The 24,268-nt window shown below is 61.3% G+C and carries 22 protein-coding genes; 12 read left to right on the top strand and 10 right to left on the bottom strand.

Annotated features, from left to right (window positions below):
- Nucleotides 1-23 precede the first annotated feature (23 nt).
- The 6 genes from ACGHP5_RS10080 to ACGHP5_RS10055 all read left to right on the top strand — a co-directional run bounded on the left by ACGHP5_RS10080 (nucleotide 24) and on the right by ACGHP5_RS10055 (nucleotide 13,043).
- Complete coding sequence (locus ACGHP5_RS10080) at nucleotides 24-3,416, top strand: TonB-dependent receptor (RefSeq protein WP_390566457.1); 3,393 nt, start codon at nucleotides 24-26, stop codon at nucleotides 3,414-3,416.
- Between the two features lie 13 nt (nucleotides 3,417-3,429).
- Nucleotides 3,430-5,352, top strand: coding sequence for a RagB/SusD family nutrient uptake outer membrane protein (locus ACGHP5_RS10075; protein WP_290533128.1), 1,923 nt, complete (start codon nucleotides 3,430-3,432; stop codon nucleotides 5,350-5,352).
- Between the two features lie 97 nt (nucleotides 5,353-5,449).
- Entirely contained in the window at nucleotides 5,450-7,324 is a 1,875-nt protein-coding gene (locus ACGHP5_RS10070) for a right-handed parallel beta-helix repeat-containing protein (RefSeq protein ID WP_337772096.1), read from the top strand.
- 8 nt (nucleotides 7,325-7,332) lie between these two features.
- A complete protein-coding gene (locus ACGHP5_RS10065) occupies nucleotides 7,333-8,520 on the top strand; it encodes a metallophosphoesterase (RefSeq protein WP_390566454.1) in 1,188 nt (395 codons plus the stop codon).
- 254 nt (nucleotides 8,521-8,774) lie between these two features.
- Nucleotides 8,775-11,882 (top strand): glycoside hydrolase family 2 TIM barrel-domain containing protein, encoded by a 3,108-nt coding sequence (locus tag ACGHP5_RS10060; RefSeq protein WP_390566452.1) that lies wholly within the window; start codon nucleotides 8,775-8,777, stop codon nucleotides 11,880-11,882.
- Nucleotides 11,883-12,002: 120 nt separating this feature from the next.
- Entirely contained in the window at nucleotides 12,003-13,043 is a 1,041-nt protein-coding gene (locus tag ACGHP5_RS10055) for a nucleoid-associated protein (protein ID WP_295903065.1), read from the top strand.
- 2 nt (nucleotides 13,044-13,045) lie between these two features.
- Here ACGHP5_RS10055 and ACGHP5_RS10050 read toward each other — a convergent pair whose 3' ends face one another.
- The 3 genes from ACGHP5_RS10050 to ACGHP5_RS10040 are packed head-to-tail and all read right to left on the bottom strand — an operon-like array spanning nucleotide 13,046 to nucleotide 14,777.
- The gene (locus ACGHP5_RS10050; protein WP_290533133.1) at nucleotides 13,046-13,441 is read right to left on the bottom strand and encodes a hypothetical protein; all 396 of its coding nucleotides are present in this window, start codon (nucleotides 13,439-13,441) and stop codon (nucleotides 13,046-13,048) included.
- 2 nt (nucleotides 13,442-13,443) lie between these two features.
- Nucleotides 13,444-14,163, bottom strand: a complete 720-nt coding sequence (locus ACGHP5_RS10045) for an SDR family NAD(P)-dependent oxidoreductase (protein WP_390566449.1) — start codon at nucleotides 14,161-14,163, stop codon at nucleotides 13,444-13,446.
- Between the two features lie 53 nt (nucleotides 14,164-14,216).
- Entirely contained in the window at nucleotides 14,217-14,777 is a 561-nt protein-coding gene (locus ACGHP5_RS10040) for a Crp/Fnr family transcriptional regulator (protein WP_290533135.1), read from the bottom strand.
- 82 nt (nucleotides 14,778-14,859) lie between these two features.
- Here ACGHP5_RS10040 and ACGHP5_RS10035 point away from each other — a divergent pair, with 82 nt between their 5' ends.
- Together ACGHP5_RS10035 and ACGHP5_RS10030 are read left to right on the top strand one after the other, a co-directional pair.
- Complete coding sequence (locus ACGHP5_RS10035) at nucleotides 14,860-15,291, top strand: DoxX family protein (protein WP_337772090.1); 432 nt, start codon at nucleotides 14,860-14,862, stop codon at nucleotides 15,289-15,291.
- Nucleotides 15,292-15,301: 10 nt separating this feature from the next.
- On the top strand, nucleotides 15,302-15,712 hold the full coding sequence (locus tag ACGHP5_RS10030; RefSeq protein ID WP_337772088.1) for a secondary thiamine-phosphate synthase enzyme YjbQ: 411 nt from the start codon (nucleotides 15,302-15,304) through the stop codon (nucleotides 15,710-15,712).
- 76 nt (nucleotides 15,713-15,788) lie between these two features.
- Here ACGHP5_RS10030 and ACGHP5_RS10025 read toward each other — a convergent pair whose 3' ends face one another.
- Entirely contained in the window at nucleotides 15,789-17,111 is a 1,323-nt protein-coding gene (locus tag ACGHP5_RS10025; protein ID WP_337772087.1) for a DUF4842 domain-containing protein, read from the bottom strand.
- A gap of 311 nt (nucleotides 17,112-17,422) precedes the next feature.
- Between ACGHP5_RS10025 and ACGHP5_RS10020 the strand changes: the two genes are divergently transcribed.
- The 4 genes from ACGHP5_RS10020 to ACGHP5_RS10005 are packed head-to-tail and all read left to right on the top strand — an operon-like array spanning nucleotide 17,423 to nucleotide 19,372.
- On the top strand, nucleotides 17,423-17,680 hold the full coding sequence (locus ACGHP5_RS10020; protein ID WP_290533139.1) for a DUF6582 domain-containing protein: 258 nt from the start codon (nucleotides 17,423-17,425) through the stop codon (nucleotides 17,678-17,680).
- 60 nt (nucleotides 17,681-17,740) lie between these two features.
- Nucleotides 17,741-18,199, top strand: a complete 459-nt coding sequence (locus ACGHP5_RS10015) for a DedA family protein (RefSeq protein ID WP_337772085.1) — start codon at nucleotides 17,741-17,743, stop codon at nucleotides 18,197-18,199.
- A 1-nt stretch (nucleotide 18,200) separates the two neighbouring features.
- On the top strand, nucleotides 18,201-18,647 hold the full coding sequence (locus ACGHP5_RS10010) for an N-acetyltransferase (RefSeq protein WP_278433140.1): 447 nt from the start codon (nucleotides 18,201-18,203) through the stop codon (nucleotides 18,645-18,647).
- Nucleotides 18,648-18,649: 2 nt separating this feature from the next.
- Nucleotides 18,650-19,372, top strand: coding sequence for a DUF5131 family protein (locus tag ACGHP5_RS10005; protein WP_390566444.1), 723 nt, complete (start codon nucleotides 18,650-18,652; stop codon nucleotides 19,370-19,372).
- On the opposite strand, the gene ACGHP5_RS10000 is transcribed toward ACGHP5_RS10005, so the two are convergent.
- From ACGHP5_RS10000 to ACGHP5_RS09975, 6 genes are all read right to left on the bottom strand, one after another.
- A complete protein-coding gene (locus ACGHP5_RS10000) occupies nucleotides 19,369-19,707 on the bottom strand; it encodes a TIGR04076 family protein (RefSeq protein ID WP_390566442.1) in 339 nt (112 codons plus the stop codon). The genes ACGHP5_RS10005 and ACGHP5_RS10000 overlap by 4 nt on opposite strands.
- Nucleotides 19,708-19,799: 92 nt before the next feature.
- Nucleotides 19,800-20,324: a ferritin gene (locus ACGHP5_RS09995; protein WP_290533144.1), complete on the bottom strand. Its 525-nt coding sequence runs from the start codon at nucleotides 20,322-20,324 to the stop codon at nucleotides 19,800-19,802.
- 191 nt (nucleotides 20,325-20,515) lie between these two features.
- On the bottom strand, nucleotides 20,516-20,959 hold the full coding sequence (locus ACGHP5_RS09990) for a PepSY-like domain-containing protein (protein WP_290533145.1): 444 nt from the start codon (nucleotides 20,957-20,959) through the stop codon (nucleotides 20,516-20,518).
- Nucleotides 20,960-21,048: 89 nt separating this feature from the next.
- Entirely contained in the window at nucleotides 21,049-22,329 is a 1,281-nt protein-coding gene (locus ACGHP5_RS09985; protein ID WP_337757532.1) for a HAMP domain-containing sensor histidine kinase, read from the bottom strand.
- Nucleotides 22,326-23,003: a response regulator transcription factor gene (locus tag ACGHP5_RS09980; protein WP_295903098.1), complete on the bottom strand. Its 678-nt coding sequence runs from the start codon at nucleotides 23,001-23,003 to the stop codon at nucleotides 22,326-22,328. The genes ACGHP5_RS09985 and ACGHP5_RS09980 overlap by 4 nt, the downstream gene beginning before the upstream one ends.
- Before the next feature lie 135 nt (nucleotides 23,004-23,138).
- Entirely contained in the window at nucleotides 23,139-24,119 is a 981-nt protein-coding gene (locus tag ACGHP5_RS09975) for a glycosyl transferase family 90 (RefSeq protein ID WP_390566439.1), read from the bottom strand.
- Nucleotides 24,120-24,268 lie beyond the last annotated feature (149 nt).

Below are 24,268 nucleotides of genomic sequence, written 5' to 3'. Positions count from 1 at the left end.
GCCGGGAATTGTGGGTGGTACGGATGGCGTTCCTGTTTCTGACGCTCGGAATGTGGCCGGCAAATGCCGCCGCAGCCGCTCCGAAAGCCACTCTTTTATCGATCAACGCCAAAAACAAACCCGTAAAGGAGGTGTTCGCAGAGATCGAGAAAAAAACCGAATACATTTTCTTTTATTCCGACGACATCGTCGACGTCGACCGCAGCGTCTCGGTCGACGTGAAAAACGGGAGCGTCGAAACGGTCCTCGACCAGATTTTCCGATCGACGGACAACTCCTACGAAATCAAGGACCGCCAAATCTTCATCGTAAAGCCGGAAAAAAGCGCCGCGAAAAAGAACGAATCCGTCCGGCAGCAACCCGGTACCAAGCGGATCACCGGCACGGTCACCGACGCCAAGGGAAACCCGCTGGCGGGTGTGAACGTGATCGTGAAGGGGACGACGATCGGAGTGTCGTCCAACATCGACGGTACGTACGTGATCGACATCCCGCTCCATGCGTCGCTCGTTTACAGCTACATCGGCTATCTGAACCAGGAGATCACGCCCGGGGCCGAGAGCATCTGCAACATCGTCCTCGACGAGGACAACCGGGTGATGGAAGAGGTGGTGGTGGTCGGGTTCGGCCAGCAGAAGAAGGAGAGCGTCATCGGCGCGATCCAGTCGTTCAAGACCTCCGACATGAAGATGCCCGCCGCCAACCTCACGAACAGTTTCGCAGGCCGCATCGCCGGCGTGATCTCGGTGCAGCAGTCCGGAGAGCCGGGCGCCGACGGAGCGAATTTCTGGATTCGCGGCGTAAGCACCTTTGCCGAGGCCGCGCAGAATCCGCTGATCCTGATCGACGGCGTGGAGTGCTCCTCGTACGACCTGAACGCCCTCGCCCCCGAGGTGATCGAGAATTTCTCGATCCTCAAGGATGCCACGGCGACGGCGCTCTACGGATCGCGCGGCGCAAACGGCGTGATGATCGTGACGACGAAAACCGGGCAGGGCGGTAAACCGAAAATCAACCTGCGCGTCGAGGGGCGCATGTCGATGCCCACACAGATTCCCGAACTCGCCGACGGCGTACAGTACATGCGGATGTTCAACGAGGCCATCGAAGCGCGCACGCCCGGGGCCGAGCCGAAATTCTCGGAGGAGGCGATCCAGGGAACGATCGACAAGCTGGACCCCTACGTCTACCCCAACGTCAACTGGTACAAGGAGCTTTTCAAGCGGCAGACCTACACGCAGGCGGTCAACCTGAACGTCTCGGGCGGCATCGCCAAGCGGGTGACCTACTTCATGAGCGCGTCGATCACCAACGAATCGGGCCTGCTGAAGCAGGCTCCGGAGAACCCCTTCAAGAACAACATCCACAACCTGCGCTATTCGTTCCAGTCGAACGTCAGCAGCCAGCTCACCAAAACCACCAAGGTGGGAGTGAAACTGAATATCCAGGTGCAGGATTACACCGGGCCGCTCAACGACGTGAATTACCTCTTCGGCCGGGTGATGTGGGCCTCGCCGTCGCAGTTCCCCGTGAAATTCCCGCAGACCGGGGAGATGAACTACATCCCCTTCGGCAACAAATCGGGCGGTCCCCAGTCCAACATGTACGCCAACCCGTACGCCTCGCTGGCGCAAGGCGTCAACGAGATGTTCAGAACCACCTCGATGGGAACGCTCGATTTCGAGCAGAAGCTGGACTTCATCACCAAGGGGCTTTCCATCACGGGGCAATTCTCGCTCAAGGTCTTCAACAGCACCTCGACGGGCAAATACATCTCGCCGTTCTACTTCGAGATCGACCCCAACACGCTGGTCAAGAACGACGACGGCAGCTACACCTACGACCTGCGCTCGATCAACACCAACGGCAGCAACGCCGCCGTGGCGCGGAACTCGAACTCCAGCGACCGCCTCACCAACACCAACATCATGCTCAACTACCAGCGTGAATTCGGCAAGCACGACGTGAACGCCCAGTTCATCTACCTGCAACGGGGCTACTTCCGCAACAATCCCGCGAGCAACAACTACAACGCCGCACTCGGAGAGAGAAACCAGGGTATCGCAGGCCGCCTGACCTACAATTTCGACAGACGCTACTACACCGAATTCAATTTCGCCTACAACGGCAGCGACAACTTCGTCGAGGGGAAAAAGTTCGGATTCTTCCCGTCGATCGCCCTGGGTTACATCCTCTCGAACGAGAAATTCTTCGAGCCGCTGACCAAAGTCGTCAGCCTGCTGAAAGTGCGCGGTTCCTACGGTCTGGTGGGCAACTCGCTCACCAGCGAACGCTTCCAGGGCTACACGCACCTGACCATGGACGGCAAGAGCTACTCGTTCGGCCCGGCGTTCAACAGTTCGATGAAGGGCGCAGTGATAACCCGCTACGGCAACCCCTACGCCACATGGGAGACCTCGCTGAAAAAGAATATCGGACTGGAAATCGGTCTGTTCGACAACCGGTTCCTGCTGATCGCAGACTTCTTCCGCGAAAACCGCGAACGCATCCTGCTGACCCGCCAGACAGTTCCCGCGACGGTCGGCATGGGCAGCGCCACGCCGTTCGCCAACATGGGCAAGACGCGGAACCAGGGCGTGGACCTCTCGCTCGAATATAACCATGTCTTCAATCCCGATTTCCTGCTGACCTTCAAGGGAACGTTCACCTACGCGAAAAACACGCTGATCTTCCGCGACGAACCCGACTACGAATGGGATTACCAGTACGAGCGCGGCGGTCCGATGAACCGGATCGGGCCGGCTTACGTCGCACTGGGGCTTTTCAAGGATCAGGACGACATCGACAGCAGCCCCGACCAGTCGGCCGTGATGGCCAACGTCAGACCGGGCGACATCAAATACAAGGACCTGAACGGCGACAAGAAGATCGACCAGTACGACCGCACCTACATCGGCGACCCGTACATTCCCCAGATCGTCTACGGCTTCGGGCTTTCGGCGAAATACAAGCGGTGGGACTTCTCGGTCTATTTCCAGGGCGTCTCGAAGGTGTCGATCTACATGAACGACATCCACCCGTTCGGCGTCTACCACAAGAACGTGCTCGGGTTCGTCGCCAAGGACTACTGGTCGGAGAGCAACCCGAACCCCGCGGCCGCCTATCCGCGCCTCTCGCACACCGACGGCCGCGACAACACGGAGGTGCTCTCCTCCTACTGGCTCCGCGACGGTGCGTTCCTGCGCCTGAAAAACCTCGAAATCGGCTACTCGTTCAAGTGGATGCGGGTCTACCTTTCGGGGGCCAACCTGCTGACGTTCTCGCCCTTCAAACATTGGGATCCCGAACTGGGCGGTTACGACAACAAGCCAGAGTCGTCCAGCGCCAACCGGGGCAACGGACTCCGATACCCGCTCCAGAAGATCGTGAACATCGGAGCGCAGTTTAACTTTTAACGACCGAAGAATTATGAAACCGCAATATATCCTATTATCGCTTTGCCTCGTGCTGGCCGGATGCAGTTACCTGGACCTGGAACCGGAAAAGAAAGGTACGCTCCAGGAGGTTTTCGAGGACCGGACCTCCGCCGAGAAGTTCCTGTACGGATGCTACGGCTACCTGCCCGCCTCGAACGACTTCAACGGCGAGCCGCAGGTGTGGGGCGCCGGGGACGAAGTGGCCCTCACGTCCCAGTGGGGCACCGACTGGCATTGGGCCAAAGCCGCCCACACGGGACAGATCTCGGCCGCAGAGCCGCTCTACAACTACTGGTCGCACCACAAAAGCAAGAAACAGCCCTCACGCTGCGCCGCCTACGACCTCTACGGAGGCATCCGCCAGTGCTACACCTTCATCGACATGGTGGACGGGGTTCCCAACGCCAGCGACGGCGAAAAGGCGCGGTGGAAAGCCGAGGCGAGATTCCTGGTCGCCTATTTCCACTACTCGCTCCTGCGGCTCTACGGTCCCATCTGCCTCGTCGAGGGGATCATCCCGAACGACGCTCCGGAGGAGGTCTACTACCCGACCCGGCGTCCCTACGACGAATGCGTAGGCTGGATCGCCAGGAAATTCGACGAGGCGGCCGGCGAGCTGAAGGCCTCGCGGGCCTACTCGGCGCTGGACATGGGCCGTGCCAACTACGTCGCCGCCCTGGCCATCAAGTCGCGGATGCTGCTCTACGCCGCCAGTCCGCTTTTCAACGGCAATTCGGAGTACTACGCCGATTTTAGGAACAAGAACGGGGAGCAGCTCATCAGCCAGACCTACGACAAGGAGAAATGGAAGGCGGCCCTCGACGCGACCGCGGAAGCGATAGCCGCCGCGGAGCAGGAGGGATACAAGCTGTTCCGGTTCAAGTCCGAAGGAACGTCGCTCACGCCGGAGGAGGTCGCCTATCAGACGGCCCGGAACATGGTCACGACGCTTCCCCGCGAAATATCGGACAATCCGGACATGATCTGGGTCGATTCCCGCTCGCCGGTGAACAGCCAGCAGATGTATGCCATCCGCGGGCTTACGAACAACTCCGTGAGCGTCCCCTACGGCGGCGTTTCGCCCTCGTTCCGGATGGTCGAGACCTTCCTGACCAAAAACGGGCTTCCGATCGACAAGGACCCGGAGTTCGACTATCCGCACCGCTACGATCCCGTTCAGGACGAATACGGGGAGTGGACGGCCAAGATGCACCTCGGGCGCGAGACCCGCTTCTACGCCGACATCGCCTACGACCGGGCGCATGACTACGAACTGCGGGGCAACTGGACCCTCTACCTGCGCATGGGCGAAAAGCACCCCGCGACGAAGCTGACGATGGGCAACGACCCGAACCGGGACATGCAGACGATCAACGGCTATCTGGTGAAAAAGACCGTGCATCCGAACTCCTATTTCCCGAACAATTCGGTCTCCGCCGGACGCATCGACTGGGCATGGCCGCTCGTCCGGATGACGGAACTCTACCTGAACTACGCCGAGGCATACGTCGAATACCACGGGACGCTCGCCGGGCAGGCCCTGCAATACATGAACGACATCCGCGACCGCGTCGGCGTGCCGCGCATCGACGATGCGTGGAAGGGCATTCCCGGCAAAGACTACCGGGAGATCATCCGCCAAGAGCGGACGATCGAACTAATGTTCGAGGGACACCGCTATTTCGACGCCCGGCGGTGGAAAATCGCCCACCTGACTTTCGCCGAGCCGTCGAAGCGCTGGAACTGCTTCCCCACGGGCTTCACGACGACCAACGTGCAGCCGTACGACAGTTACCTGACGATCATGCCGTCCATCGAGACGTCCAAGATATTCGAACAAAAACACTATCTTTATCCGATCGACGCGGAAAATATTTCCAGCAACAGGAACCTGGTACAGAATCCGGGCTGGTAAAAACCCGATTTTCAGACAAGAGGTGCGTCCGCCGGGGATGCAACGCCCCGGGGCGCACCCCTCGTCCTGATTTTATGAAAACCAAAACCCGAATACAATGAAGTACATCGGAACAATATCCCTGTCGTTGCTTCTGGCCTTGTCGGCGAACGCCGCGCCGCCGGCCGGCGACACGATCCGGATCACGCAGCTGGGGCTTCGGCCCGGTTCGCGGATCAACGCCACGCCGTTCGTCAACGAAGCCGTAAAGCGGTGCAGGGAAAAGCCCGGAAGCGTGCTCTACTTCCCCGAAGGCCGCTACGATTTCTGGCCCCAGCATGCCGTCGAACGCGATTACCACGAGTCGAACACCACGGACATCAACCCCAAACGCCTGGCGGTGTTTTTCGAGGGAATGGATGGGATCACACTCGACGGCGGCGGGTCGGAGTTCATCATGCACGACCGCATCCAGCCCGTCACACTCGATAATTGCAGCAATGCGGTTCTGAAAAATTTCACGGTGGACTGGGACGTCCCGCTGATGGGGCAGGGCGAGGTCACCGGAATCGGGACCGACTATTTCGACCTGCGCATCGACCCTGCCAAATACCCCTACATCCTCGAAAACGGCAAGCTCGTCTTCGTCGGCGAAGGCTGGAAAAGCCCCGTGACGCGGATGATGGAGCTGGACGTCTACACCGGGGTCATCCAGAACGGCGACCGCGCCCTGGGCAGCAAATGGAACGAATACCGGGCAACGGAACCGGTTCCGGGTGTCGTGAGGGTCCGGCGGGAAGGCGGTTTCAGACGCTATCCGAAAGTCGGCAACATCCTGGTGCTCCGGCACGGCGAGCGGGACCACGCCGGCATCTTCATCAACGAAAGCCGGAACGTCTCGCTGAGCGACATCACGATCCACCACACGGCCGGACTCGGAATCCTCTGCCAGTATGCGGAAAACCTCGATTTCGACAACGTGGACGTCGTGCCGAACAAGGCCAAGGGGCGCTATTTCAGCGGCCATGATGACGGCATTCACGCCATGGGCTGCAAAGGCCGTATCCGCGTGAACGACTGCGAATGGCAGTACCTGATGGACGACCCGATCAACATCCACGGAACCTGCGTGCGCATTACCGAGGTGCTCTCGCCGACCGAGGTGAAGTGCCGGTTCATGGAGTCCATGAGCGTCGGCCTGCGGTGGGCCGTCCCGGGCGACAAGGTCGGATTCATCGACAACAAAACCATGTGCACCGAGGAGGAGAATGCGACGAAATCGTTTACGAAACTCAACGAGCGGGAATTCATCCTCGAAACCGAGAAACCCTTCTCCCGCGCGATCCGGGCGGGCATGGCGCTGGAAAACCGGACCTGGACGCCCGACGTGGAGATCCGCAACTGCCGCTTCTTGAGCAACCGCGCGCGGGGGCTGCTGATCTCCACACCGGGAAAGGTCGTCGTCGAGAACAACTTCTTCGCCTCCAGCGGTTCGGCCATCCTGATCGCCGGAGACGCGAACTACTGGTACGAGAGCGGCGCCGTCCGGGACGTGCTGATCCGCGGCAACCGGTTCGACGCCTCGTGTCTATCGTCCGGATACCAGTTCACCGAAGCGGTCATTTCGATCCTGCCCGAGATTCCGGAACCCGACCCGTCACGCCCCTTCCACCGCAACATCCGCATCGAGGACAACCATTTCTGTTCGGCCGACTATCCGATCCTGTTCGCCACCTCGGTCGACGGGCTGACTTTCAGCGGCAACACCATCGAGCGGAGCTACGACTTCCGCCCGTGGCATCCGCGCAAGGCCGGGATCACGGTCGATGCCTGCCGGAACGTGACGATCTCCGGCAATGAGTTCATCGGCGAAGTCCTGGGCCGGACAGTCAGCGTCGAAAACATGCACAGGCGCGAGGTGAAAATCGCCCCCGGATCGCCCTATAAGGTCGTCTGGAGCAAAGAGGCCGCGCGCCCCAAACTCCAAAAATAACGAAGCACATGAAAGCAATCCCCCTATTTCTGTTTTTCAGCCTCTCCGGCTTTGTCTACGGCTCCTGCGGCGAAAAAGAATCCGCAATGCCCCCGACCCCTCCGGCCGCCGCCGGAGAGGTCTTCCGCACGCCGGCCTACCTGCAAAACCCCGCCGCCGACGCCATGACGGTCATGTGGATCACCAACGTCCCCTGCCGCAGCTGGGTCGAGGTCGGAACCGAACCCGACCGGTTGCAGCCCGTGAGGTGTTACGGCGAGGGCATGATGGTCGCCAACCGGACGATCAACAAGATCAGGCTGGAAGACCTCCGCCCCGGCACGAAATACTACTACCGGGCCTGCTCGCAGCAGATACTCCTCTACGGCAGCTACAAAAAGGAGTTCGGCGACACGGTCCGGATGCCGTTGGCGTCCTTCACGACGTGGGACGAGCGCGACCAGGACTACACGGTTCTGGTCTTCAACGACGTACACAAGAAAACCGGACTGTTCGGACATCTGATGAGCCTCGTCGGAAACGAGCCGTACGACCTCGTGATTTTCAACGGCGACTGCTTCGACGATCCGGAAAAGGAGTCGGAGATCGTCGAGGTCCTCACGGAATACTGCAAATCGTACGGCAGCGACTGCATCCCGTCGGTGTTCATGCGCGGCAACCACGAGATCCGGGGCGCCTGCTCCGTCGTGCTGTGGGACTACCTCTCCAAGGCGGGCGAACACTCCTATACGGCATTCACGATGGGCGGCACGCGCTTCGTCCTGCTGGACTGCGGCGAGGACAAGCCCGACGGCACCGAAGTGTATTACGGCATGAACGACTTCACGCAATACCGCAAGGACCAGGCGCAATTCCTGCAAACGGAACTCGCGGGACCCGAATTCACCGCCGCGGCGCGGAAGGTACTGATCCACCACATTCCCATCTACGGAAACGCCGTCGCGAAATTCAATCCCTGCAAGGAGCTGTGGCAGCCCCACCTGGCGGCGGCCGGATTCGACGTTTCGCTGAACGGCCACCTGCACCGGTACGAACTGATCGAAAAAGGGGCTTCGGAGAACAATTTCCCGGTGGTGATCGGCGGCGGCTACAAGGAGGAGAACGCAACCGTCATGATCCTGAAGAAGACCGGGGAGCGGCTCAACCTCCGGGTCGTGCACGCCAAAGGAAACACACTGCTCGACCGCGACCTTTAGCGGTCGCCCGGTATGCTGCGCGATCCCGTCCGGTTCCGGGCGGGATCACGCTTTTCTTCACCCCGGAAAAACACGCCCTCTGCGGCCCTTCCGGCAAAAATGTGCGGAACCGATCGAATACCGCTGTTTTTCAGCCACTATATTTGGAGTTTCCCGGCATTTTTCCGAAATTTACCCAATCGGGCCGCGCCGGACGTCCGGCAGCGAAAACCGCCCCGGCAGACTATGCCTAAACCTTAAAAACAGAATAACCGATGAAAAAAATCCTCTTATGCTGGCTGGCCGCGGCGACCGCGCTGACGGCCGGCGCGCAGAACGACGAATGGCAGGACGCCGGCGTGAATGCCGTGAACCGGATGCCGATGCACGGCTCCTGGTTCGCGTACGAGTCGCCGGAAGCCGCACAGGCGGGCGACAAGACCCTCTCGGAGCGGTTCGTCACGCTGAACGGAAACTGGAAATTCAACTGGGTGTGCGACGCCGACCAGCGTCCGACGGACTTTTTCCGCGTCGGATTCAACGACAAAGGCTGGGGCGACATGCCCGTGCCGGGACTCTGGGAGCTGAACGGATACGGCGATCCGGTCTACCTCAACGTCGGCTATGCCTGGCGGGGCTGGTTCAAGAACGATCCGCCGCATGTTCCCGTCGAGCAGAACCACGTGGGTTCCTACCGCCGTACGATCGACATCCCCGCGGCATGGAACGGCAGGCAGATCGTCGCGCATTTCGGATCGGTGACGTCGAACATCTACCTCTGGGTCAACGGCCGCTATGTGGGTTACAGCGAGGACAGCAAGCTGGAGGCCGAGTTCGACCTGACGCCCTACGTGAAACCCGGGCGCAACCTCATCGCGTTCCAGGTCTTCCGCTGGTGCGACGGCACGTACCTCGAAGACCAGGATTTCTTCCGCCTTTCGGGCGTGGGCCGCGACTGCTACCTCTACGCGCGCGACAAACGACAAATTACGGACATTCAGGTCGACGCCGCGCCTTCGGCCGACTACACCTCGGGAACGGCAGCCGTCAAAGCCTTCTTCCCCAGGCAGGCGCGGGGATGCAGCGTCGAACTGGCGCTCACTGATGCGGAGGGCCGCAGCGTGGCATCGCAGCAGCTGCGCGTCACGAAGGACGAGGAGCGTTGCACGCTCGACGCCGGGAAAGTCACGCTGTGGAGCGCCGAGACACCCGCGCTGTACGGCCTGACGGCGACGCTCCGTTCGCCGGCGGGCGAAGTGATCGAGGTCATTCCGCTCCGGATCGGATTCCGCGACGTGAAGATCGAGGGCGGACAGCTGCTGGTCAACGGCCGGCCGGTGCTGATCAAGGGCGCCAACCGGCACGAAATGGACCCCGACTACGGCTATTACGTCTCCGAGGGGCGCATGCTGGAGGACATCCGCATCATGAAGGAGAACAACATCAACGCCGTGCGCACGTGCCACTACCCCGACGACGCCCGCTGGTACTCGCTCTGCGACCAATACGGACTCTACGTCGTGGCCGAGGCCAACATCGAGTCGCACGGCATGGGTTACGGCGAAAAGACGCTGGCCAAGAACCCGCTCTACGCCAAGGCGCACCTGGAACGCAACGAACGCAACGTGCGACGCAGCATCAACCATCCGTCGGTCATCATCTGGTCGCTGGGCAACGAGGCGGGCGACGGACCTAATTTCAGTGCCTGCTACGACTGGATCAAGGCTTACGACCCCTCGCGGCCGATTCACCACGAACGGGCCGTCTATTCGCCCGGCAGCCGCAACACGGACATCATCTGCCCGATGTACTGGGGCTACGAGCGGTGTGAGAAATACCTCGCCGAGAATCCCGCCAAACCGCTGATCCAGTGCGAATACGCCCATGCCATGGGCAACTCGATGGGCGGATTCAGGGAGTACTGGGAGCTGATCCGCCGCGAACCCGGATACCAGGGCGGATTCATCTGGGATTTCGTGGACCAGTCGCTGCGCAAGAAGGGCCGCGGCGGCGTGACGGTCTACGGCTACGGAGGCGACTGGAACCCCTACGACCCCTCGGACCAGAACTTCTGCGACAACGGCCTGATCGGTCCCGACCGCATTCCGAACCCCCACATGGAGGAGGTGCGCTACCACTACCAGTCGGTCTGGACGACGTGGGCCGGCGATGCGAAGAATACGGTCGAGGTCCTCAACGAAAACTTCTTCCGCGGCCTCGAAAACTACGACCTCCATTGGGAAGTGCTCTGCGACGGGACGCCCCTCCGCCGGGGCGTCGTCGACGGACTGAAAGCCGCGCCGCAGCAGCGCGTGCGCATCGCGCTCCCCTACGATCCGGCCACGCTGCCCGCCGCGGGCGAACTGCTGCTCGACGTGGCCTACAAGCTCAAGACGGCCGAAGGCATCCTGCCCGCGGGCCACACCGCGGCGCGCGCCCAACTGCCGATCCGCGAATACGCCTTCGCAGCCCCCGCGGCGAAATCCGCAGCCGAAGGGGAGCGGCTCGCCGTTGCCGACAACCATGCCGACTACCTGATCGTCGCGGGCAACGGCGTACGGCTCGACTTCAGCCGCAAGACGGGCTTCATCACCCGCTACGAGGCCCGCGGACTCGACCTGCTGGCCGACGGCTCCACGCTGCGTCCCAACTTCTGGCGCGCGCCGACCGACAACGACTTCGGCGCCGGCCTGCAACACAAAATGGCCGTCTGGAAACAACCGGAAATGAAACTCAAGGCCCTCACCCACGCGGAGGCCGACGGCATCGTCACGGTGAAGGCCGGCTATGAGATGCCCGGGGTGCAGGCCGCGCTGGAGATCGAATACGCCGTCGACAACACGGGTGCCGTCACGATCGCACAGTCGCTGCACGCCACACCGGGGGCCGAAGTTCCCGACATGTTCCGCTTCGGCATGCGCTTCGAAATGCCCGAGGCGTTCGACCGCCTGCAATACTACGGCCGCGGCCCGGGCGAGAACTACGCCGACCGCAAATCGTCGGCCTTCGTGGGACTCTACCGCCAGAGCGTCGACGAGCAGTTCTACCCCTACATCCGCCCGCAGGAGACCGGCACGAAGAGCGACCTGCGCTGGTGGCACCTCGCGGACATCGGCGGACGGGGCCTCACGGTGACCTCCGACGCTCCGTTCTCCGCCTCGGCGCTCCACTACTCGCAGGAGTCGCTCGACGAAGGCCCGGCAAAACGGCAGGGGCATTCGCCCGAGGTCGAAAAGCAGAAGTGCGTGTCGGTATGCCTCGACAAGGTGCAGTACGGACTGGCGTGCGTCAACTCGTGGGGCGCGCTGCCGCTGCCCGAATACCGGGTTCCCTACGCCGACTACACGTTCCGCCTGAAGATCGCGCCCGCGACCCGCCTATAAGCCGCGCCACACGGCCGAGGCCGGGACTCCGCAACGGGGTTCCGGCCTTTTTATCGGCCGCAGGACTTGCCCGGAAGGCAAAAAATGCGCATCTTTGCCGTCCGTTAAACGATCCCGAACATGCTATACACCGAAGATACGCGCATCGAAGCGCTGGCCGTACACGTCGTCGGCAACAAATCGAAGGACGAACCCCTGACGGTCTCGCCCGAACTCTCGGCGCAGGTGGCCGACGAAGGGCTGATGCGCACGCTCACGGCCTATTTCCTCGGCGGCTTCAAGAGCGAGGAGTGCTACAACCTCTACCACGAGACCGACCTCGGGTGCAACGAGGTCTGGAACTTCGCATGCAGGATCTTCGACGACCCGGAGGCGCTCCTCGAACATTCGGTGAGCCTCGCCAAGCACCTCTACGAGAGCGGCATGCACCCGCAGATCAAAAGCGGCGAATTTTATGCGGCCTACTTTTCGGATTGCAGTTTCGGCGGCGAACGCTGCGACGCGCTGGGATTGTTCAAGTCCGAGACGCGCGACACGTTCCTCGACGTCGAACAGCAGACCGGGGGCGTGCACATCGCAGCCCGCGAAGGCATCGACATCAAACGGCTGGACAAGGGAGCCGTCATTTTCAACACGGAACGCGAACAGGGATTCGCGGTCTTCGTCGTCGACAACACCAACCGCACCGAGGCTCGCTACTGGATCGACGATTTCCTGCGCGTGCGCCAGCGGCAGGACAACTACCACAATACGCACAACACGCTGGCGATGTGCAAGAAATACGTCACGAAGCACCTCTCGAAGGAGTTCGAGGTGTCGAAGGCCGACCAGGCCGAGATGCTCAACGAGACGATGAAGTATTTCCAGGAGCAGGAGAGCTTTTCGATGGACGATTTTTCGGAGAAGGTGATCCGCCAGCCGGAGGTCGTGGAGAGTTTCTCGCGCTTCCGTCAGGAGTACGAGCAGGACCGCGACATCCGCATCGAAGACGAATTCGGCATCTCGGATTCGGCCGTCAGGAAGCAGGCGCGGTCGTACAAGAGCGTCATCAAGCTCGACCGCAATTTCCACATCTACGTCCACGGCAACCGCAACCTGCTGGAGCAGGGCGAGGACGAGAAGGGCAAATTCTACAAAGTCTATTACGAAGAGGAGGAGTAGGCTTACCCGAGCATGCCGCCCAGCACCAGACCGAACAGCACGAGAAACAGCGCCCAGTGGCACAGCCGGAGGTAACGGCGTCCCCCGGCTTTTTCACACAGCAGCGCCACCAGCCAGAAGACGCACCAGCCGCCGAACACCAACAGCAACAGAAGTTCGAGCGCGAAGTTGCGCGGCAGGGCGCCCGTTCCCAGCAGGAGCACGAACGTCGCGGCCAGCGCCAGGTCCACGGAGATCATCTGAAAGCCGCAGCGGCCCATCAGCCACGCCTCGTAAGCCCGTGAAGGGGCCGTCGCCGCGTCGGGGCGCGCCTCCGAGTAGAAGCGGTTGCCCGAAAACACATGTACGAAGAATGCGGCGGCGAGCAGCGCTCCGGCCGCCAGAAACCATCCGTTCATCATCATCCCATTTTACGGTAAATACACTCCGGCATGTGCCGGATCAGCCACGCGACGATCCGCCAGCGGCGCGTGACGACCGCCACGCGGCTGCGGCGGCGTATGGCCCGCACGATCCCCTCCACGGCCCGGTCGACGGGCATCACCCAGAACAGCCCCTCGCCCTTGGCCATCTCCGTCGCGACGAATCCCGGACGGATGTCGGTCACCGGGAGGGGCAGTCCGGATTTCGCAGCCCGCTGCCGCAGGCCCTCGGCATAGTTGATCTGATAGGCTTTCGAGGCGTTGTAAGCCGGAGCAGCACCGCCGCCGCGCAGGCCCCCGACCGACGTGATGACGACCAGATGGCCGCCGCCCTGCCCTTCGAAACGGCCGTAGGCCCAGTCGACCGCCGCGGTCCAGCCCACGACGTTGGTTCGGATGGCCGGTTCTTCCAGCGCATAGTCCAGTCCGGGATTCAGGTCGCCGGTTCCGGCGCTGACCACGCACAAATCCAGGCCGCCCAGCTCTCCGGCGAGGCGTTCCAGCGCCGCACAGGCGGCGGCAGGATCCATAATGTCGGCCGCGGCGTAACAAAAACTGTCCGGACGGGTGGCCGCCAGTTCCTCCAGCAGCGCCTCGCGCCGCCCGGTCACGCCGACCCGGTATCCTTCGGCCGCAAGGCGTTCGGCCAACGCCCGGCCGATACCGGAAGTGGCCCCGATGACAATCGCTCGTTTCATGGAAACAAAGTTAACGGTTCCGCCCGGAAAAAGCGTTGACACAGATCAAGAAATCAGCGGACACGGCGGCGGATGCGGCTCAGCGTCTCGGGACGCACACCCAGATAGGAGGCCAGCTCCCGCAGGGGAACGAGTTGCAACACGTCGGGACAACGCTCCGTCAGGGCCTCGTAGCGTTGCTGCGGCGAGGCGGCATAGCGGTCCAGCAGGCGTTCGTAGACCTCGGCCAGCATGTGTTCGGCCAGCGTGCGGCCCAGCCGTTCGCTGGCGGCATCGGTGCGGTAGAAGGCTTCGAGCCGTTCGCCGGGAACAAGCAGGGTCTCGGCACCGCACATCGCCCCGATGGTCACCTGCGACGGCACATCGTTGCGCATCGAGATATAGTCGCCGACGAACTCCCCGGCGAAGGCGTAACCCACGACATGCTCCTCTCCCGCGGCATCGGCATGCACGTAACGGAAAGCCCCCTGCACGACCAGCCCGCAGCGGTGGTTGCGGAGACCCTGCCCGGAGAGCCGTTCGCCGCGGGCGAAACGGCGTACGACGCCCTCGCGGCGGATAAAGGCGGCGAGTTCCGAAAATTCGGCCTCCGTTATGTACCGGTTGAAATTCACGGACGTAAAGATAATCCATCGATTTGGGAGAACCAAACGAAGGTATTAAATTTGCAGCATCCGTTACGAACAGAACAAAAACATGAACGCAATCCTCCGACTGATCTTTCCCGCAACGCCCTCCGGCGCCGGGACTTCGCGGCTGCTGCTGGCGGCACGCATCGTCTTCGGCACGCTGATGATGACCCACGGCATCGCCAAATGGCAGCATTTCGCAACGCTCTCGGCGACGTTCCCCGACCCGCTGGGCCTCGGAAGCCGCACGTCGCTCGTGCTGGCGATCTTCGCCGAGGTGGTCTGCGCGCTGGGATTCATCACCGGAACGCTCTACCGGCTGGCGCTCGTCCCGATGATTTTCACCATGTGCGTCGCCTTCTTCTCGGTCCACGGGGGCGACCCGTTCGCCGCGCGCGAACCGGCCATGCTCTACCTCTCGGTCTTCGTGCTGCTCTGGATCGCCGGTCCCGGGCGGTATGCTGCCGACAACCTGATCGCCCGGCGGCTGAACCGATAAAACCGACGACATGGTACTCCAACGCGAATTCACGCTCCGCCCGCGCAGCCGGGGCTTCCACCTCGTCACCGACGAGATCGTGCGCAACCTGCCGCCGCTGCCCGAAGCGGGGCTGCTGCACCTCTTCATCCGCCACACCTCGGCGGGACTTTCGATCAACGAAAACGCCGATCCCGACGTACAGCAGGACCTCGCGGCGATCTTCGACCGGCTGGTCCGCGAACGCGAAAGTTACTATACGCACAACGCCGAGGGCGACGACGACATGCCGGCGCACGCCAAATCGGCCCTCACGGGTGTCGGCCTCACCATCCCGATCGTCGGCGGACGGCCGGGGCTGGGAACCTGGCAGGGCATCTACCTCTGCGAGTTCCGCAACCGCGCCGCAGGCCGCCGAATCGTGGCGACCGTCGTCGGATAGCCGCCGGATAGCCGCCGCCCGGCCGCAAAAAAAGCCTGCACCGAAAGATGCAGGCTTTTCTGTTCGTTACCGTCCGCTACCAGTAGCGCGGAACCAGCGAATGGTCGTAATTCTTGTACCAGCCGCGTTTCCGCTGGCCGTTGCTCTCGATCCACTCCTTCAGGTCGGGATAGGCCGAGAAGATGCTCACGCGGTCGTAGACGTGGGGCGTGCCGACGGGAAGGCGCAGCACCCAGACGTCGTTGTCCTTGCTGCAATAAGGTACACTCGACATCAGACCCTTGCTGTCGGTCTCGTAATTCTTGTAACGGTAGCTCGGGGCGAAACCTTTCTGGTGAATCTCCGCCGAACCGTAAGCCGATTTGAGCACCATGAAGAAATCGTGCTTCTCGGGATAGGAGACCACGTCGCGGAAAGCCTCGGCCTGCGCGCGGCTCGCCTCGCCGGTGAGTTTCGAACGGTCGGGAACACCCGACAGTTTGACATAGGCGCGAATCATCGGCTTGCCGACCTCGATGTCGCCTTCGGCGGTCTGATAATGCTTGCCCTGGACCAGGTTGTCCAGTCCGTCGAACAGGATCAGCACCTTGTCCGGCTGGGTCAGGTCCACGTCGATGGTGAAACGGTTGTCCCGGATCTCGGTCATCACACCCTGTCCCGCTTTTTCGTAAACGATCTTTTCGATGTGCTCGGGCTGGAGGATCGAGGTGTCGAAATCCAGTTGCAGACCGGCCTTCCTGGTGCGGCCGCTGCCCACGCCGCGGATGTCGAGGGTGACGATCACACCCTCCTTGTAGCCGTGTGCCGGCAGCAGCGACGGGGAGGTGCACTCGACCGTCTTGAGGTCATACTCCACCACGAGGTCGTTGAAGTCGGCATCCGAAGCGGCGAAGTCGGGCCACATGTCCTCGACCATGATAACGCCCGAGTTGTAGTAGTACTGGTAATCGGGAACCTTTTCGTAGCGGGATTTCACGGCGTCGACCGGGAATTTATAATTCACATCCGCACCGTTCACGGCGAGCGCAACGACATCGTCGGCACCCGACGCGGCGGGATATTTCACATAGAGTTTCTCCGCACCGGCGGGTACAGCCATGCGGAAGGTGCGGGCCACGTCCGATTCGAGGAGCACATCTTCGAGGAGCAGCGAATTATCCTGGCAGTCCTCCTCCGAATAGACCGAGACATTGGTCGTGACGCCCGACTCGAGCGTCAGGTTCACACCCGTTTCGGTGGACCAGTCGAAACCGGCCGGCACGACCGGAATTTCGGGTGCCACAACGGGTTCTTCCGGTGTTCCGGGGACTTCGGGAGTTTCCCCGGCGGTGTCGACGTCGGTACAGGCGCCAAACAGGATCACCGAAAACATAGCACAGATCGAGAAGATTTTTTTCATAATGCGTCTAATTAGGCATTAATAATTCACTTAAAAAGCCGGTTTTGCCCTACTACACCTGCAAACAGCTCGTTGCAGCTATCTGTTTTCGTCCAAAATGAAAACTTTTCAGCCCGCACAAAGATACGCAAATATTTTGCTACATTCCAAAAATAGCAGGCACTTTTTCCAATTATCTGTCAGAATGGCTGCGACATGCGTCCGGAGGCCGTTTATGCGCGAACAGGGTCCCGGAACGGCCAACCGGGAGGACGGCGCATCCGGCACCTGGCCCGGATTTTGCCGCCCCGAAAAGAAAAAACCGAACCGTCATGGCCGCAAAAACCGACACTTCCGACCGACTCACCGCCGAAGAACGCCGCAAACTTCCCGCATCGGCGTTCGGAATCCCCGAAACCCGCGAATTTCCGCTCGTCGACGCAGCGCACGTACGCGCGGCGGAAGCCTATTTCCGTTACGCGCCCGACGACAGGAAGGCGTCTCTTGCCCGGCGCATCCTCGCCCGGGCCCGCGAACTGGGCGTCGACGTGCAGAGCCGCACCGTCCGCGGCTGGGGCGGGGAGATGTAACAACCGAAAAAATCGCTATCTTTGTCTGCACGGGCCGCCGAAAGGTCCGCGCGGATACGTATGGAAGCGATCACCGAATTTCTCATCGACTGGGGCTATTGGGGCCTTTTTCTCTCGGCGCTCATCGCCGGGAGCGTCCTGCCGTTCAGCTCCGAGGCTGTGATGGTCGTCCTGGTGCGCATGGGACTCGATCCCGTGGGATGTGTCGTCGCGGCATCGCTGGGCAACACGCTCGGCGGCATGACTTGCTACTGGATCGGCACGCTCGGCAAAACCGAGTGGATCACCCGGCTGGGGGTCTCGACGCGCCAGCTGGCCCGGGCGCGGAAATTCCTCTCCGGACGCGGGGCGCTGATGGCCTTCTTCGCCTTCCTGCCCACCATCGGCGAAGCCATCGCCATCGTGCTGGGGCTGATGCGCAGCAACGTCTGGCTGACGGGCGGAGCAATGCTCGCGGGCAAGACCGCACGTTACATCGTCATACTGGCGACCTTTCAGGGCGCCCTATCCCTTTTCTGATATGGAAATTCACAAGACAGACACGCCGTCGCGGGAACTCCTGCTGCTGGCCGACGAGTCGGAAGCCTCGGTGGCCGACTACATCGGCCGCGGAACCTGCTACGCCACCTATGACGACAGACGGATCGTCGGTCAGTACGTGCTGATCCACACGCGGCCCTTCACGGCCGAGGTCGTGAACATCGCCGTGACGCCCGACCGCCAGCGTCAGGGCATCGCCACGGCCCTTTTGGCCCACGCCGTCGATACAGCCCGCCGGGCGGGATTCCGTCTCCTCGAAATCGGCACGGGCGACTGCGGCTTGGGACAGATCGCCCTCTACGAACGCTGCGGATTCGTCCGCTGCGGCATCGACGAAGATTATTTCCGCAAACACTATCCCGCTCCCATCTTCGAAAACGGCCTGGAGTGCCGCCACATGGTGCGCCTGCGCATGGAACTCCGATAGCCATGTCCATATCGTGGAACCCTTGGCACGGCTGCTGCAAAATCAGCGAAGGCTGCCGCAACTGCTACGTCTACCGGCAGGACAGCCGGCACGACAAGGACAGCCGTGAGGTGCGCCAGACGGCGATGTTCGACCGCCCGATACGCCGCAGCCGCGACGGACGTTTCAAAGTCCCCGCGGGCGAGATGGTCTACACCTGTTTCACATCGGATTTTCTGCTGGAGGAGGCCGACGACTGGCGCGCCGAGGCGTGGGAGATGATACGCATCCGCCACGACCTGCGGTTCATGTTTTTCACCAAACGCATCGACCGGCTGGCGGCCGCACTGCCGCCGGACTGGGGCGAGGGATACGAAAACGTCATCATCGGCTGCACGGTCGAGAATCAGGCGATGGCCGACTACCGGCTGCCGCTGTTCCTCGCGACGCCGGTCCGCCACCGAATCATCGTCTGCGCCCCGCTGCTGGGACAGCTCGACATCACGCAATACCTGACGTCCGGGATCGAGGAGGTCTCGGCCGGCGGCGAATCAGGCAACGAGGCCCGGCCCTGCGACTATGCATGGGTACTTGCTCTGCGCGAACAGTGCGTGTCGGCGGACATCCCTTTCTGCTTCCACCAGACCGGGGCGCGACTCCTGAAGGACGGGCGCCTTTACCGCATCCCCCGCAGATACCAGCACTCCCAAGCCCGGAAGGCAGGAGTAAACTACAAAACCCGTTAACGGACCGGGTCGTAGGAGATCGTCGACTCTTCGTCGGTGCGTTCGATCTTCATAATCACGGGCCGCAGCCCGTCGTTGCACGAGCAGATGGCCACTCCCTCCTTGTCGATCCAGTCCCCGTAATAGAACTTCCCGGCCCCGTGCGAGAGGGCGAAGACATATTGGTAAACGGCCTTCCACGCCTCGTCGCAGAACCCTTCGGGCTTGGCGTAGTCGGCATAGAAAACCTGCCCCTCGCGCATCATCGGGCAGCGGTCGAATCCGGGAGCGGCATACTCTTTGGCGAGCTCATCGTTGAGCATGGTCTTGAGGATCGTGATCTTACAGCGTTTCATAGCGAACTGGTTTTCGGTAAATATACGAAAAATCCGGCCCCCTTTCGGAAGCCGGACCCACTAAAAATAAAAACTATGACAAAAACTTCGATTTAAGCGTTTGCGTTCGCCAGGGGCGAAGCCTGCGTGTAAGTGCGGGCGGCCAGCTCCTTGTCGAGCATGTAGAGCCCGAACTTGTTGCCTTCGACGGCCTCGCAGGCGGTGATCATGTCGCGTGCCGACTCCTCCTCCTCGACCTGCTCGTCGACGAACCAGACGAGCATGTTCGACGAAGCGTAATCCTTGTCCTCGGCGGCGATGGCGGCCAGGTTGTTGATCATGGCCGTGACCTCCTTCTCATGGGCCAGCGTGTCCTGGAACATCTCCAGCGGCGAAGCCCACGCAGTGCGCACCTCCTCGATGGGAAGCAGCTTCACCTCGGCGTCGCGCGAAAGAATGTAGTTCATGAAGATGCGCGCATGGTCCTGCTCCTCCTGGAACTGAACGTAGAACCAGTTCGCGACACCCTTCAGCCCCTTGGCCTCGGCGTCCATCGACATCGAAAGATAGAGATAGGCCGACCAGAGTTCGGCATTGATCTGCGCGTTCATCGCTTCGTGTAATTTCTTGCTCAACATAACGGTATTGTTTTTAAGTTTGCGGTTTGTGATCGTATGTGTGATACAAATATACAATAGTTTCCGGTGATTTGTATCAAAATAGCCATCATATTATTTTATAGCCGGATAGCATGGCATTATACCCGCCCAAACAACGGCGCACGACCGGGTGGGTCGTGCGCCGCGGTTATCCGTCGGGCGGATGGGGATCAGTCGTCGATCTCGATCAGGCGGAACTGAAGGTCGAACTTCAGGTCGAGACCGTTGTCGAGTTTCACCTCCCAGTCGCGCTTGTCGCGGTCGATCGAGACGATCTTGCGGCCTGCGAAGTTCTTGGCGACATAGTCGCGGATCTGCTGCGGAACGACCGCTGCGGGGACTTCGCCGTACTTGCAGTCGACCTCTTTCCACTGTCCGTCCTTGGCGAACTCGACCTTCGAGCCGTTGACGAAGACCACCTTGTAGTCCTTGTCGAACAACTCCTCGTCGACCTTGGCGTAGGAGACCTCGACTCCCTTGAAGTGGGTCTGGACGAACTGCTGCGAAACGGCGGGAAGTTCGCCGACGGCGATGATCCGGTCTTTACCGGCGAAAGCGGGAACCGAAGAGGCCATGACGGCCAGCGAAGCGAGCAGAATCGTGAACTTTTTCATAATCGTAGTGTTTTAATTAAGTTTCATGGTACAAAGTTGCGGCCCGAAACTGAAACGAATCTGAAAAAATCAGATTTCCCGCATTTTTTTCACGCCGGGAAATCGACTGTGAAGCAATGCCGCCCCTCCTTATAAGAATAGGAGACCTTCAACCCGTAGAGACGGCAGACTGCATCGACCACGGCAAGGCCCAACCCCGTCGAACCCTCCTTCTTCGCACCCTGGTAGAACCGGTCGAAGATGCGCCCGGCGTCGAGCGGACCGCCCGCGCCGCTGTTGCAGACCGTGAGGCGCCGCGGAGCGACGCACACCGTCACCTCGCCGCCCTCGTCGCCGTGGACAAAGGCGTTTTTCAGGAGGTTGGCGACCACGCTCCCGGCCAGCGACGGATTCATCCGCGCCGTGAGCGGCCCTTCGTCCGCAAGCGCAAAGCGCATGCTGCGGTAGGCGTAAATCTCCTCCATGTCCTCGGCCGTGCGGCGCACCAGCGCGTTCACGTCGACCTCTTCGGCCTCGGGAAACTGGCCGTTGTCGATCTTCGACAGCAACAGCAGCGAACGGTTGAGCCGCACGAGGTAGTCCAGCGTCCGCTGCACCTTGGCGATCTCGCCCAGCTGCTCCCCGGTGAGCGCATGCGCGTCGTCGACCAGCATTTCCAACCGGTTGCGGCAGACCGCCAGCGGGGTCTGCATCTCGTGCGAGGCGTTGCCGATGAACTGTTTCTGCCGCTCGAACGACGACTCGGCACGCTCGGCATAGCGGCGCGCGGCATCGTTGAGTTTCCGGAACTCCGTGACGGAGGTCTCGACCGCAAGCGGCGCATTCCGCGCCCCCACGGTGTAACCGTCGAGCCACCGCAGCAGGGCGTACAACGGCCGCATCGTGCGGTAGAGCACGACGACCGTAACCAGCAGGATCATCAGCAGCAGGAACAGATAGAGGCAGACCATCCAGCCGAGGATCGCCTCGCGAAGGTCGTCCTTCTCGATGGTCGGGGTCATCACCGTCAGTTCGCGCCATTGCCCCGCACCGTCACGGAACACCTTGCGCAGCACGCGGGCCGGCTCCTTGTCGTCGCGCTCGGGAATGAAAATCTCCTCGTCGGAATAGCGTTCGTGGTGCTGTGCGGCAGCATATTGGGGCGACACCTCGTGCAGAAAGTAGCCGTTGTTGCCCTCGTCCGCCGGGACGGGAAGTTCGCGCCCGGCCAGGACCCGCTTGACGATCACTTCGGCACGAGCTTCGAGCGCGTCGTCCACCTCGTCGTTGATCTCGTCGATCAGCGTGAAGTAAAACAACACGGCCCACGCCGCCAGAAGCAGCGACAGCGCCCACGACAGGTGCAGCAGGATGCGGTAGACCAGTTTCACGGCTGTACGAGTTTATAGCCGAAGCCGTAGACGGCGCGGATCTCGATGTCGGCGCCCGCGTCGTGGAGCTTGCGGCGCAGGTTCTTCATCTGCGCATAGACGAAATCGAAGTTGTCGGCCTGGTCGATATGGTCGCCCCAGACCCCTTCGGCCAGCGCCGTCTTGTCGACCGTGTGGTTGGGGCGGGACATGAAGTAGTGGAGGATATCGTACTCCTTGCGCAGCAGTTCGACCCCGCGGCCCGCCACCTCGACCCGGCGGCTGTCGGGCCACAGGCGCACGTTGCCCGCATCGAGGCTCTCGTTCCCGTCGCGCTGGTGTCGGCGCAGGACGCTGCGGATGCGGGCGCTCAATTCCGCCAGGTGGAACGGCTTGGGGAGGTAGTCGTCGGCCCCGAGTTCCAGTCCCTCGATCTTGTCGTCGAGGGAATCGCGGGCCGAAATAATGATCACCGCAGCCGGGCTGCGACGCTTCTTCAGCTCTTCGAGCAGCCGCAATCCGCTCCCGCCGGGCAGCATGATGTCCAGCAGGATGCAGTCGTAATCGTATGCGGCGATCTTGTCGAGCGCCGCAGCGTAATCGGCGGCCTGCTCGACGACGTAGTGCTCCCGGGTCAGTGTCCGGACCATGATCTCCCGCAGGGAGGGTTCGTCTTCGACAATAAGTATCTTCATAATATATTCCTTTTTCTCGGGGAGGGGCGAAAATCAGGTCTGAAACCCGACGATCCGCCGTCGCCCCTCAAAACCCGGCTTTTAGACGGGGCGAAATTACAGTCCGAATCCGAAAGGAAACTGAAATACGCGGGATCAGCACTGCCCGGTCCGCCGGAAATAGTTGCGCAGCACCAGCAGTGAAATAATCTTCTCGCGCCGGCGGTCGCGGAACTGCGCGATGTATTCGTGCGCATGCGCGATGATCGCCTCGGCCTCGGCCGGATGCTCGATATAGTAGCGCATCCGCTCTTCGAGGTCGGAATAGTCGGGCCGGATCTCGACGTAATGGTAATCGGGGATGAGCGTGCCCTCCATGAACCACGTCTCGTAGGTCGGGCGGGGCATCACGGCCAGCGAGTTGGACGACATGATCCACTTGAGGTTCGTCGCCACATCGTAGCCCTCGATCGCCAGGATGAACTTGTAGTTCAGGTGGTCGTACATCGAAATATGGGGTTTGGTCCACTCCGCGGGATATTCGGGACGGGGCGTCGAGATGCCTGCATCGCAGCACTCCGAACCGAAATACATGCGCATGAAACGCTCGCGGTGGGGACGCCGCGTGATCGCCAGCCGGAAAATCGCCTTGTCCGACTTCTTCCGGAACGGAATGTCGTCCCGCAGGAAGATGAAATGGCGGACCTTGTCGAGGTTCAGCAGCACCGAATTGGCGTTGTCGCCGCAGATCGGCCTGCTCTTGACGATCGACGGCACGTCGGGAACCGTCGTCACGTCCCCGGGAACGGTATTCCACAGCAGGCGGTCGCTGAACCAGCGGGTGAACTCGTAGGTATCGAAGAAATAGGCCGTCTTGACGCCCCGGCGGAACTTGTGGTCGCCTAACGGACGCAGCCCTTCGCGGAGGGGGGGGGTCGCAGGCGCAGGCGACAGTTTGTTGTAATAATCCGCCCGCCGGCAGATGTACTCCCAGTCGGGGCGGCGTTCCGCCTCGGCGAGTACCCGGTCCAGACGGGACTGCAACAACCGTTTCGGCGTAAGGTAACGTCCGAAACTCCGCAGGAACCAAAACAGCTTGATCTGTTTGTTGTGGAAAATACGGTTCAGACGGTTCATCGGCAATCGGTTTAGACAGACAAAGGTAGCAAAAAGTCGGATGGATGCAAAACCGGATTACGACCGACTCGGGAAAACCCTCCGACTGATAAAAGGGGCGTTACGGCTCCAAAGATAAAAAAAATCTGCGGAAACGAACAAAAAAGCGG

Source organism: Alistipes sp. i18-0019-D1 (assembly GCF_042852885.1).
Classification (GTDB): Bacteria; Bacteroidota; Bacteroidia; order Bacteroidales; family Rikenellaceae; genus Alistipes.
The sequence above is the reverse complement of the archived record's forward strand: the minus strand, read 5'-3'. Positions and strand labels throughout refer to the sequence as shown.

Excerpts from the sequence above, each read along its gene's own strand:
- ACGHP5_RS10055 (WP_295903065.1), top strand. The coding sequence starts at position 12,003 with ATGCTATACACCGAAGATACGCGCATCGAAGCGCTGGCCGTACACGTC.
- ACGHP5_RS10015 (WP_337772085.1), top strand. The coding sequence starts at position 17,741 with ATGGAAGCGATCACCGAATTTCTCATCGACTGGGGCTATTGGGGCCTT.
- ACGHP5_RS10020 (WP_290533139.1), top strand. The coding sequence starts at position 17,423 with ATGGCCGCAAAAACCGACACTTCCGACCGACTCACCGCCGAAGAACGC.
- ACGHP5_RS10050 (WP_290533133.1), bottom strand. The coding sequence starts at position 13,441 with ATGAACGGATGGTTTCTGGCGGCCGGAGCGCTGCTCGCCGCCGCATTC.
- ACGHP5_RS09990 (WP_290533145.1), bottom strand. The coding sequence starts at position 20,959 with ATGAAAAAGTTCACGATTCTGCTCGCTTCGCTGGCCGTCATGGCCTCT.
- ACGHP5_RS10025 (WP_337772087.1), bottom strand. The coding sequence starts at position 17,111 with ATGAAAAAAATCTTCTCGATCTGTGCTATGTTTTCGGTGATCCTGTTT.
- ACGHP5_RS10010 (WP_278433140.1), top strand. The coding sequence starts at position 18,201 with ATGGAAATTCACAAGACAGACACGCCGTCGCGGGAACTCCTGCTGCTG.
- ACGHP5_RS10000 (WP_390566442.1), bottom strand. The coding sequence starts at position 19,707 with ATGAAACGCTGTAAGATCACGATCCTCAAGACCATGCTCAACGATGAG.
- ACGHP5_RS10070 (WP_337772096.1), top strand. The coding sequence starts at position 5,450 with ATGAAGTACATCGGAACAATATCCCTGTCGTTGCTTCTGGCCTTGTCG.
- ACGHP5_RS09995 (WP_290533144.1), bottom strand. The coding sequence starts at position 20,324 with ATGTTGAGCAAGAAATTACACGAAGCGATGAACGCGCAGATCAATGCC.
- ACGHP5_RS10060 (WP_390566452.1), top strand. The coding sequence starts at position 8,775 with ATGAAAAAAATCCTCTTATGCTGGCTGGCCGCGGCGACCGCGCTGACG.
- ACGHP5_RS10080 (WP_390566457.1), top strand. The coding sequence starts at position 24 with ATGGCGTTCCTGTTTCTGACGCTCGGAATGTGGCCGGCAAATGCCGCC.
- ACGHP5_RS10075 (WP_290533128.1), top strand. The coding sequence starts at position 3,430 with ATGAAACCGCAATATATCCTATTATCGCTTTGCCTCGTGCTGGCCGGA.
- ACGHP5_RS10005 (WP_390566444.1), top strand. The coding sequence starts at position 18,650 with ATGTCCATATCGTGGAACCCTTGGCACGGCTGCTGCAAAATCAGCGAA.
- ACGHP5_RS10065 (WP_390566454.1), top strand. The coding sequence starts at position 7,333 with ATGAAAGCAATCCCCCTATTTCTGTTTTTCAGCCTCTCCGGCTTTGTC.
- ACGHP5_RS10035 (WP_337772090.1), top strand. The coding sequence starts at position 14,860 with ATGAACGCAATCCTCCGACTGATCTTTCCCGCAACGCCCTCCGGCGCC.
- ACGHP5_RS10045 (WP_390566449.1), bottom strand. The coding sequence starts at position 14,163 with ATGAAACGAGCGATTGTCATCGGGGCCACTTCCGGTATCGGCCGGGCG.
- ACGHP5_RS09975 (WP_390566439.1), bottom strand. The coding sequence starts at position 24,119 with ATGAACCGTCTGAACCGTATTTTCCACAACAAACAGATCAAGCTGTTT.
- ACGHP5_RS10030 (WP_337772088.1), top strand. The coding sequence starts at position 15,302 with ATGGTACTCCAACGCGAATTCACGCTCCGCCCGCGCAGCCGGGGCTTC.
- ACGHP5_RS09980 (WP_295903098.1), bottom strand. The coding sequence starts at position 23,003 with ATGAAGATACTTATTGTCGAAGACGAACCCTCCCTGCGGGAGATCATG.